Origin of the sequence: Microbacterium luticocti DSM 19459 (assembly GCF_000422405.1) — a bacterium.
GTDB classification, from domain to species: Bacteria; Actinomycetota; Actinomycetes; order Actinomycetales; family Microbacteriaceae; genus Microbacterium; species Microbacterium luticocti.
Map to the genome: position 1 here is coordinate 1 of NZ_AULS01000031.1, position 1,114 is coordinate 1,114.

The window sequence follows — 1,114 nt, forward strand, 5'->3', positions numbered from 1 at the left end:
GATGAACTCTGCACGGTCTATCGCACGCAGTTCCCGGTTCTCTACGAATATGACCGGCGCACATACGTTTATGACGTGAACGGGCGACTTGTTCCGAGGTCCCTCGTGGCCATCTGGCGCTCGCGAAATGAGAATGATGGCATGTACTCATCAGATGAGTTGACAACCATTCATCCTGGTAGCGGTGGCCGCTACACGCACGAGCTGCCTTTCACGACTCCTGATCGCGAGGCTGATATGCGTGCCGCGTACTCTCGGTTCGAAGGACTACTCGGGATGCCGCGAAATCTCGCGTAGGCGGCCCGTAGGTCTTCTTCGCGATCCAGACGAGAGAACGGGAGGATATATTCGTAGCATATTCCGCTACCGGGATGCGTCGCACTGAGTTGCTCTCGTGAAAAACTGCCAAGATTCTCTCCGCCCGATCGCCAAGTGTCCAGCACGCTGTTTGGAATTAGCCGCCCGTTCGCGTCATAGAAATACTTCTTTCGGTCATACCCATAAAGCACCGGAAACTGTGTACGATAGACCGTGCAGAGTTCATCTGCGGTGATTCCTAAAGCTAGGGCAACAAGAACGTCAACTTCCAGTTGTGCTGTGCGCCGCTCCATGGCTAGCCGCAGGGGAACGTCAGGAGACCATGGCGAGGTCATGACTTGCTCCCACATCGATGCATATGCAGGCACGAGGCAGGTCAGCCGCAGAATGCGAACGACGATCTCATGCCCCAGCGCGCCACTGTCAACAACTATGGGCAGCCTTTCTGCCACTCCTTGGTATATCCCGCTTTTCGGCGTCGCACGCACGGCAAAATCTGAAACCAATGATGACATAAAACCGGCAGCCATGACAATATCGGTAAGCTTGCGAGTGGGCGCCCCCAGTGAGAAGATCCCATTCACGTGCGCGCCGCCAGGCGGAACAATCGCGGGGATGAGTGTCCGTTCGCCGGTGTTGGCGGCCATCGCGCGCCAGGCGATGCGGTAGTAGTCACGTGCGGGGACGGACTTCCCGTCGACGTCCCAGTGCGTGTAGGCGGCGTCGTAGGTGGCGGTGTCGCCACGAGGCTTGTAGGAGGTGGCGGGGATCCAGTCTTCGGGGAGAGCTTCCAGAT

The 1,114-nt window shown here is 57.6% G+C and carries 1 pseudogene; it reads right to left on the minus strand.

Annotated features, from left to right (window positions below):
- Positions 1 to 191 precede the first annotated feature (191 nt).
- Positions 192 to 1,114 (minus strand): annotated as a pseudogene (locus H577_RS17880) (class I SAM-dependent DNA methyltransferase); the annotation flags it as partial.